The sequence below is a fragment of the Plantactinospora sp. ZYX-F-223 genome (assembly GCF_039649625.1).
In the GTDB taxonomy this organism is placed as follows: Bacteria; Actinomycetota; Actinomycetes; order Mycobacteriales; family Micromonosporaceae; genus Plantactinospora.
Genome location: NZ_JBDJAV010000109.1, coordinates 1 through 7,427, shown reverse-complemented (window position 1 = coordinate 7,427; position 7,427 = coordinate 1). Strand labels below are relative to the sequence as shown.

The following is a 7,427-nucleotide window of genomic DNA, read 5'->3' as shown; positions in this document are numbered from 1 at the left end:
AAAACAACCGGTCCAGCGAACGCTTGCCCTCGGGCGAGTCCACGACGCTGGCCTAAAGATCATCACGTAGGTAGCTGTAGCGCTTGAACACCCTACTGAGACCTACTCGAACCTTCCAGGGACTTCTGGCTGTGTCATGGTCCCGGCTACCTCAACTCGGCAGAAGCGGAAGTCGAGGTACTGGCGTACCCAGAGCGTCCGTCACGCAGGGTTACGGAAGGAGTCTGCTGCTGAAGGCTATCCACGCTGGGATGTGTCCGGCCGTGACAGGGATGCGCGTCCGCCGCCTGCCCGCTTGCACCTGCGGAGTCAGCCGGATCGCGCTGAGGCTCACGAATTCGGTGAAGCCAATCTGAATCCGGGCAGCGTTAGCTTTTTCGTACTCGAACACCAGACGCAGAAGGGTGCTGAAGATCGTTCGCCGCAGGTGGCATCCGCGTCGTGGTACGACCACTGGTCGTCCAAGGAGGAATCATGACCAACGGCCCAACTGTCCCAGCGCGAGTACGGGAGCGTGCGAAGGCGCTCAGGCTCGCCTCCATCGGTGCGGGCGCAGTGGCGCTCGCGCTCGGTCTCGGCGTCGCGCCGTCCGTGGCCTCGGCGGCACCGGCTGGTCAAGGATCGACTGAGGCTGGTGCCGCAGCGACTCCCTGCGGTTACGTTACGACGGCCGACGGCTTCCACGCCTACTACAACCACTGCGACTCGCCGCCTCGGACCGATGTGGTCATCAACGTCGACACCATTTTCGCCCCCGACTATGAGCTGTGCGTGAAGCCGGGCCTAACCTACCTGGGACGGACCTACGACATCCGGTACGCGGTCTATGTCGGGAGAACCTGCAACGCCGGCTGACCCGGCACGCACCGGGCGATACCGGGGTTGCGGCGGCGGTGCGCCCAGACGGTCCTGTGGCCGGCCGGGCGCATCGATCCGATCGCTGGTCACCGTGCCGCAGAGCGGCCATCCGGTACGACTGTGAGGTTGGACGAGAGGTCCCCTGGCGCGACGTGCGCCCTGCGACAATTTCCTGCATGGCCGGGTTCACGCTCAGGTTCGCCTCGCGGCGCAGCGCATCCTCGCCCGCCATCTCCGGCCGACCACCGAGGACGGGGATCCCGACCCGTTGTACTGGGGGATCGCATCCTGGACATGACCGAGACCACTCTCATCAGCATCGATATCACTGGGTGCAACCTTCACCAGGTGAACTTCAGCCGGACGAGGTTTCACGGCGTCGCTACGTTCGATGGAGCAACGTTCAGGCACGGTGTCCAGTTTGATGGCGCGACCTTCGGTGGATGACTCCCCGGCCTGTGGATAGCCGACGACCCGAGGATGACTCTGCCGTTCGCTGGAACCTGGGGGCCCGTGCTTCGCTTCGAGTTCGACCTTGTTCCCCGGTCAGGGCGGGTAGTCAAGATCCAGTCTCAGGTGCCCATACCTCCGTGAGGAGACCAGCGAGCCATTTTCGATCTGACCATTCAGAGCGGGAATTCGCGCAGCGACGGCAGTTCCTCCAGGCTCGACCGGGCGCTCGCTGTGTATGGGTGCTCTTCGCCCAGGACCCGGATGTAGTCGGCCAGCACGGCCGTGAGAACGGTTCTTGCCCGGCGGCGCTGGCCGCGTACCGCGAGGGCTAGTCCCAGGTTGCGGCGTGCGTTCAACGACGCGGTGTGGTCGATGCCGAGCACCCGCGTCCGGTCCTGCGCCACTCGCTCGAACAGCCGCAGCGCGCGCCGATGGTGGCTGGCGGCGGATAGTGCGCGGGCGAGGAAGAGTCGCAGCCGGATCAGGCGCGGGTTGTCCCGTGGGAGGGTCGCCTGGGCCTGTTCAACGAGGCCGCGTAGTAGCGCGATGGCCTCGTCGTGGCGGCCTGCGGCCGAGTAGGCCGTCGCTCGGTACTGAGGCCACCACAGGGCCAGTGTTCCAACGGGCTCGGCGCGATGCAGGTCGGCGTTGATCTCGTGGAGCGTGATCGCCTCTGCCGCGCGGCCGATTCGGACATAGGTTCGGGCGAGTTCGCCGCGGGCGTTGATGGTCGACTCGTGCTCGGCCCCGTATGCGCGGGTGTTCTCGCGGAGGTTCTCCTCGAAGATCGGGACCGCTTCGTTGATTTGTCCTATCGAGCGCAGGGTGCTGGCGATGTTGATGTGTGCGGCCATGGTCGAGCGGGCATCGGGGCCGCAGGCGCGCAGGCTCTCCTGCAGGTTGTAGCGGTGGATCTCCAAGGCGCGCTCCAGTAGGCCGGCGCACTCACAGCAGTACCCAAGCAGGTTGCGGGCCGACACGGTGCCCGACTTGTCGGGGCCGGCTATGCGCATCCGTTCCGCGAGGGCCTCTTCGGCGAATGTCACGACCTCGAGTTCGCGGTCGGTGCCGATGCCCGCGTCGATCACGGCACGGCGGGCGAGCGAGACGGCCTCGTCGTCGATGCCGTCCGCGTTCTGATGCTCTTCGAGTACGGCGATCGCGGTGGTCAGCGAGCGGGCGGACTCGCCGAGGGCGCCGAGCCGCTCGACGCTCCACCGGCGCAGCCGCAGAAGGTCGGCGACGAGTCCCGTCGCCTCGGGGTCGGGCTTCAGGTCGCGGTGCACTGCGACCCAGACGTCGGCGACGTGGTCGACCAGATCGACATCGGCCGGCGGTGTGGTCGCCACGGCGGCGTCGAGCAATGTGGTCGCTTCCTGCGCCGCCGCCCGCAGTCGACCTTGGGTTCGTATGCGCGTCAGCGCGAAGCGTCGCGTGAGTCGATGCATGACCACGACGGTGCCGGTGACGTCGAACCCGATGACGGAGGCACCGGCCAGAGTCGCGACGGCGCTGTCGATTCCAGGCCGCTCGATGGGCAGGTGATACAGCAGGTCGCGTCGGACTCCGCTGGGTGACAGTAGGGCCATGAGGTCGACAACGCGCCGGGCCACGCCGGTCGGGTCGGCCGCCTCGGCGTCGGCGATCGAGCGAAGTGTGGCCTGCTCGACGCTGCTCGGGTACTCGTCTCCCGGCACCCGGGCAAGCATTGAGGCGAGTGGCGCGGAGCCGAGTCCGGCGAGGTAGTCGCCGAACGACTGGCGTCGGCGGCGGATCACCGCGCCGGCCTGTGACAGTGCGAGGGGAAGGTCGCCGAGTTCGTGCGCGACGAGCGTGGCCTGTTCGATGTCGTTGAGGCCGCTACGGGCGCACAGGAAGGCCGCGGCCTGCGCCGGGGTGAAGCCCTCGACGCGGACCTCGGCACCGAGCTGGGCGAAGTCCTGGTTGGTGGTGGTGATGACGGCCCGCGCCCTGCCGCGGCGGGGCAGCCAGGGCAGGAGCCAGAGCATCCGCACGGCCTCGTCGATCACGGGTTCCTTGTCGCTGCCTTTGGTGACGGTGATCGTCACGCGGGCTTGGCCGGGGACGTTGAGGTTTGTTCTGGTACCTGACTTTGACCTCGGCTACCTCTGGCCGCTCGGCCAGCCTGCGCTGGATGTCCTCGATGATCGCGGCGGATTCGTCCCGCTCTTCCGGCGAGTCGCCGAAGGTGAAGCAGGCGGACGTGGCGATCAGAACCCTCGCTCATCTGGCATTACGTCACTGCCCATTCCTACCGACCGCCGGCTGAGTTCATCGAGGCCGCGGAGCAGTACGACCAGGGCTGGACTTCGGAAGCGAGCCCCTGGATACCCCACGATGCCGCGCGCATCACGTTCAAGTGATCCGAGGCGCTCGCTGGCGTCGCGCCCATCGCGGCTACCTGTTGACTGGTGATACGACCGCGGCCCGGCCAGGCTTGGTCGAGGTGACCGGTGGGGTCGCTCTCATCGCGGCTGCCCATCGCAGTTTGGTGCTGCCTGGGCCTACTGAGATCTCCTTGGTGAGTTCCCCCGCTTCGATGGAGCGGTGGTTACCTGCTGCCGGCCGGCGCAGGGGTGGTGACTGGTGGCTCGGCTGGGTTGCCCTGGCGGGTATGCCAGGCGGTCCCGTACTCGTCAGGGCTGAGGTAGCCGAGTTCCTTCTGGATCCGACGGGTGTTGTACCAGCCGTCGATGTAGGCGAAGATCGCGTTCTCGGCCTCGTCGCGAGTGCGCCAGCTTGTGCGGTAGACGAGTTCGATCTTCAGGGTGGACCAGAAGTTCTCCATCAGCGCGTTGTCGAACGAGTCGCCGACGGAGCCCATCGAGTCGGCGCGGACGTGTGGGCGGCCGAGATCCTGCGCCCGCTCTCCCAGACGGTGATCGACCACCAGGCCGGGGCCGCCCCGGGACGACGCCACCCTGATGCTGGCCGAGTGGTCGGAGGCTGCGGCGCGCCGCTCCGTGCCGTAGGACGCGGATCACGTTGCTTGAACAGACAGGTCTGTCTAATCTAAAGGCCGCACCAGACAGACGGGCCTATCCAGGGAGCCGCTCGTGAGCGCCACCGCCATCGCCGCCGACAGGCGGACCATCCCCACCGGTCGCATGGGCCGCTTCCGCCTCGGAGGCACCAGCTCACTGGTCCTGCTCGCCTCGATCGTCGTCTCGCTGCTCGCCGCGTCCAGCGCGCCGACCCCGCTCTACGCGACGTACCAGGCCGAATGGGGCTTCTCGCCGATGACCACCACCGTCGTCTTCGGCGTGTACGCGGTCGCGGTGCTGCTCGCACTGCTCGTCTTCGGCCGCCTCTCCGACCACGTCGGCCGGCGGCCCGTGCTCCTCGTCGCCCTGCTCGTCCAGGCCGCCGCCCTCGTGGTGTTCGCGCTCGCGGGTGGCGTACCCGCGCTGCTCGCGGCCCGGGTTGTCCAGGGTCTGGCCACGGGCGCGGCGCTGGCCGCGCTCGGAGCCGGCATGCTCGACATCGACCGCGTCCGCGGCGCCACCGCCAACGCGGTCGCCCCCGGCATCGGCACCGGTGGTGGTGCTCTGCTCTCCGCCCTTGTCGTGCAGTTCCTCCCCGCCCCGACCCACCTGATCTATCTGGCGCTGCTCGGCGTGCTCGCGCTTCAGGCGGTCGGCGTAGCGCTGATGCCCGAGACGGTCTCCCGCGCGCCCGGGGCCCGGCACTCGCTGATCCCGGAGATCAGGCTGCCGCGCGACGTCCGCGGTCCGGTGGCGATCGCCGCGCCGGTGCTCTTCGCGGTCTGGGCGCTGGCCGGCTTCTACGCCTCCCTCGGTCCGGCCCTGGTCCGCGACCTGGCCCACTCCACGTCCGCGGTCTACGGTGGCCTCGGCCTGTTCGTGCTCGCCGCCGTCGCCGCACTGTCCGTGCTCGCGATCGACAAGCGCGCGGCGAAGACGGCGCTCGCGGTCGGCGTCATCGGCCTGATCGTCGGCGTGGCCGGCACGCTGGTCGCGATCTCCGCCGGCTCCACAGTGGGCTTCCTGGTCGCGACCGGGGTCGCCGGCATCGGCTTCGGCAGCGGCTTCCAGGGTGCGATCCGGATCGTGGTGCCGCTGGTCGCCGCCCACGAGCGGGCCGGCGTGCTGGCCCTTCTCTACGTGGTCTCCTACCTGGGCTTGGGCGTGCCGGCGGTGGTGGCCGGGTTCCTGGTGGTGCACGCGGGCGGCCTGATCGACACCGCGCGGGAGTACGGCATCGCGGTGATCGTGCTCGCCGCGCTGGCGGGTGCCGCCCTGGTGCGCCGCCAAGCGCCTCGGGTCAAGGCGGCGAGCTGACCGGTGCGCGCACGTACGATGACGGCAAGATGACAAAGGTGGTGAATGAGATGGCGGTAACCACCGCGCGGCCATCGGCCCGGGAGCGGCTGCTCGCCGCGGCCGACGAGCTGTTCTACCGCGAGGGTGTGCATGTGGTCGGCATCGACCGCGTGATCGAGCACGCCGGCGTCGCGAAGGCCACGCTCTACAACACCTTCGGCAGCAAGGACGAGCTGATCCGGGCCTACCTGCGGGGCCGGCACCGGACGATCGAGAAGCGGGTCACCGAGAGCCTGGTCGCGTACCGGACGCCGCGGGAAAAGATCCTCGGCGTGTACGAGGTCCAGGGCGCGCGCCTCGCCGAGCCGGACTACCGGGGCTGCCCGTTCGTGGCCGCGACCGCGGAGGCGGCCTCCGGCGGGGCGGCCACCGTCGCCGCCGACGATTACCGGGCCTGGGTGCGCGGGCTGTTCACGGACCTCGCCCGGCAGGCCGGCGCCGCCGACCCGGGCAGCCTCGGCCACCAGCTCCACATGATCTACGACGGCATCGGGATCACCGCCCGGATGGACCGCGACGCGGCCGCCGCGCTCGCCACCGGCCGCGCGCTGGCCGCCACGCTGCTGGACGCGACGCTCGGCCCCGCTGCCTAGGCTACGGAAAGCAGCGCTGGCTGGCTCGACGACTTCCTTCGGAAATCCGCGACGCTGGCGTCGGCATTCGCGTGGTAAACCTGCCCAGCTAACGATCTCGTGCGCAATGGGACGGTCGGTGGCGTCGATCCGCGTAGGTAATGATCCTCGGGTGTCGGTCCGGTGGGCGGCTGTACAGCCGTTGAATGACTGGGGTCTGCTTTGGATGGCCGGGTGTGATCTACCACTATGGACGCTGGGCCGGTATCGGCCTATGCCTGTGGTGTGAGGTACGCCGATAGTGGGGGCCTGTCCGCTGCGGGACGGGGCAAGCGGGAACAGGTACGGATGCAGGCCGCGCGGATGTTCGCCGTCGATGTGCCAGTGACGCAGGTCGCGGCCCGGTTGCGGGTGTCGACGAAGTCGGTCTACCAGTGGCGGCGTCGTTGGCGTGCGGGTGGGATGACAGCCCTGGCCTCGACCGGGCCGGGTGGAAACCTCTCCCGGCTCTCGCCGGACCAGCTCCTGCGGTTGCGGGCCGAGTTGGACCTCGGCCCGGCCGCGCACGGCTGGACCGAGGACCAACGGTGGACCCTGGCCCGGGTCGCCACCCTGATCGGCCGGCTGTTCCACGTCTCCTACACGCTGCGCGGCGTGTCCTACCTGCTGCACCGCATGGGCTACACCCCGCAGGTGCCCAAACACCGGACCGTCCAGCGCGATGAGGACGCGATCGCCGACGGGTCGCCCGTCAACTCGAGCAGAGTTGCGAACCCTGGTGCTGCGGCTGGTGCAGGAGAACCCGACCTGGGGCTGCCGGCGGATCCAGGGCGAGCTGATCGGCCTCGGCTACCGGATCGCGGCCAGCACCGTATGGAAGATCCTCACTCAGGCCGGGCTGGAATCCGGTACCGCGGCGCAGCGGGCCGACCTGGACCCAGTTCCTCACCGCCCCGGCCAAAGGGATCCTGGCCTGCGACTTCCTGCACGTCGACACGATCGGCCTGACCCGCGTCTACGTGCTGTTCCTGATCGAGATCGCCACCCGGCGGGTCCGCATCCTCGGCGCGACCACGAACCCGACCGGGGCGTGGGTGGCCCAGCAGGCCCGCAACCTCGTGATGGACCTTGGGGAGCGGGTGGGCCGGTTCAGGTTCCTGATCCGGGACCGCGACAGCAA

6 protein-coding genes and 1 pseudogene are annotated in these 7,427 nt (G+C 69.0%); 5 read left to right on the top strand and 2 right to left on the bottom strand.

Annotated elements, in window-relative coordinates:
- Positions 1 to 474 precede the first annotated feature (474 nt).
- On the top strand, positions 475 to 855 hold the full coding sequence (locus tag AAH979_RS42170; RefSeq protein WP_346263724.1) for a DUF6355 family natural product biosynthesis protein: 381 nt from the start codon (positions 475 to 477) through the stop codon (positions 853 to 855).
- Between the two features lie 297 nt (positions 856 to 1,152).
- Positions 1,153 to 1,305: a pentapeptide repeat-containing protein gene (locus AAH979_RS42165; protein ID WP_346263723.1), complete on the top strand. Its 153-nt coding sequence runs from the start codon at positions 1,153 to 1,155 to the stop codon at positions 1,303 to 1,305.
- Between the two features lie 179 nt (positions 1,306 to 1,484).
- Here the strand turns inward: AAH979_RS42165 and AAH979_RS42160 are convergent, their stop codons facing one another.
- Together AAH979_RS42160 and AAH979_RS42155 are read right to left on the bottom strand one after the other, a co-directional pair.
- Positions 1,485 to 3,380: a tetratricopeptide repeat protein gene (locus AAH979_RS42160; RefSeq protein WP_346263722.1), complete on the bottom strand. Its 1,896-nt coding sequence runs from the start codon at positions 3,378 to 3,380 to the stop codon at positions 1,485 to 1,487.
- A gap of 503 nt (positions 3,381 to 3,883) precedes the next feature.
- Positions 3,884 to 4,159, bottom strand: a pseudogene (locus AAH979_RS42155) (IS3 family transposase); the annotation flags it as partial.
- Positions 4,160 to 4,388: 229 nt separating this feature from the next.
- On the opposite strand from AAH979_RS42155, the gene AAH979_RS42150 reads away from it, so the two are divergent.
- The 3 genes from AAH979_RS42150 to AAH979_RS42140 all read left to right on the top strand — a co-directional run bounded on the left by AAH979_RS42150 (position 4,389) and on the right by AAH979_RS42140 (position 7,255).
- Positions 4,389 to 5,633, top strand: coding sequence for an MFS transporter (locus AAH979_RS42150; RefSeq protein WP_346263721.1), 1,245 nt, complete (start codon positions 4,389 to 4,391; stop codon positions 5,631 to 5,633).
- Positions 5,634 to 5,683: 50 nt separating this feature from the next.
- Positions 5,684 to 6,268, top strand: a complete 585-nt coding sequence (locus AAH979_RS42145) for a helix-turn-helix domain-containing protein (RefSeq protein ID WP_346263720.1) — start codon at positions 5,684 to 5,686, stop codon at positions 6,266 to 6,268.
- Between the two features lie 228 nt (positions 6,269 to 6,496).
- Complete coding sequence (locus AAH979_RS42140; protein ID WP_346263719.1) at positions 6,497 to 7,255, top strand: winged helix-turn-helix domain-containing protein; 759 nt, start codon at positions 6,497 to 6,499, stop codon at positions 7,253 to 7,255.
- Positions 7,256 to 7,427: the final 172 nt, after the last annotated feature.

Bases quoted from the DNA above. Each gene is read 5' to 3' on its own strand.
- AAH979_RS42170 (WP_346263724.1), top strand. From the start codon at position 475: ATGACCAACGGCCCAACTGTCCCAGCGCGAGTACGGGAGCGTGCGAAG.
- AAH979_RS42165 (WP_346263723.1), top strand. From the start codon at position 1,153: ATGACCGAGACCACTCTCATCAGCATCGATATCACTGGGTGCAACCTT.
- AAH979_RS42145 (WP_346263720.1), top strand. From the start codon at position 5,684: ATGGCGGTAACCACCGCGCGGCCATCGGCCCGGGAGCGGCTGCTCGCC.
- AAH979_RS42140 (WP_346263719.1), top strand. From the start codon at position 6,497: ATGGACGCTGGGCCGGTATCGGCCTATGCCTGTGGTGTGAGGTACGCC.